General features: G+C 31.6%; 2 protein-coding genes. Both read left to right on the top strand.

The window, feature by feature from the left end:
- The coding region (locus Q5Y73_RS24600; protein ID WP_305994564.1) for a hypothetical protein at nucleotides 1-181 on the top strand (181 nt) is incomplete at its 5' end.
- 108 nt (nucleotides 182-289) lie between these two features.
- Nucleotides 290-1,075, top strand: a 786-nt coding sequence (locus tag Q5Y73_RS24595; protein ID WP_305994563.1) for an S-layer homology domain-containing protein, incomplete at its 3' end; no start/stop codon positions are given.

Here is a 1,075-nt window from a genome sequence, read left to right as displayed (position 1 = left end):
TGATGGAAACTGGATTGTAGTATTACTTGGAGAATTAGATTCTGAAGAAGAAGAATCTGATGTGGATACTAACCTAGTTGTTTCCATTGAAGGGGATAAAGTTGAGTCAACTGAAGAAGGAGTAACTCTTGATGAAGTAGATGGAGAGTATGCATTAACTACTTCTGAAGTTGCTAAATAATTATTGAATTATCTTTTAGTTATAATTTTTAGTGAAAGACCTCATGTTTACATGGGGTCTTTTTACTTAAGAATATGTTGAATAATTAGATGAGGGGTATTTTTGTTTATGAAAAATAAAGTTTCATTTATAATGTCAATAATATTAATAATTTCAATGTTCACATCTGTAGTGTTTTCAAGTGAAATTACAACAGAGGAAAAGTTTGAAATATTAAAAGAAAAGAAGCTAGTAAATGGATATGAAGATGGGTTACCACACCTTGAAGATGAAATGACTCGCGAACAAGCAGCAAAAATTATAGCATTAGTATTTGAATTGGATTTAACAAATGAAACAAACAGTCCAACATTTTCAGATGTTGAACAAAGTAGATGGTCTTATGAATACATAGAGTCAGCTGTTAGTGTTGGCATTATAAATGGAATGGGTGATGGTACCTTTGCACCTGATGAAAGAGTAACATATGAACAGTTTGCAAAAATGCTAGCAGTTGGTTACTCTTACAAAACAGGACTTGAGATAAAAGACGCTGAAACGGATAATGGAAATATTAGTGTTTGGGCACAGCCATATGTTGAGGCGGCAATAAACTGGGGTTTAATTGATAAACAAGAAGATTACACAATTGATGCTGATCGTAAATTTTTAATAGATACAGCTTATGCTGCAGAATTGAAAGTGGAAGAATTTGAACAATCATTAATAGAATTTTCTATTGAATCAATATATGCAGAGAATCTTATCGAAGTAATCCTTGTATTTAATAAGTCATTAGACGAAGAAACAGCAGAAGATGAAGGAAACTATGATCTTTCAGATTATAAAGATGTAAATGGTGCAGAACTTCAAGAAGATGGTAAAACAGTTGTTTTATCTGTCGAAGAATTAAAG

The sequence above is a fragment of the Chengkuizengella axinellae genome (assembly GCF_030730905.1).
Taxonomy (GTDB): Bacteria; Bacillota; Bacilli; order Paenibacillales; family KCTC-33759; genus Chengkuizengella; species Chengkuizengella axinellae.
This window is presented reverse-complemented; position numbering and strand designations above follow the sequence as displayed.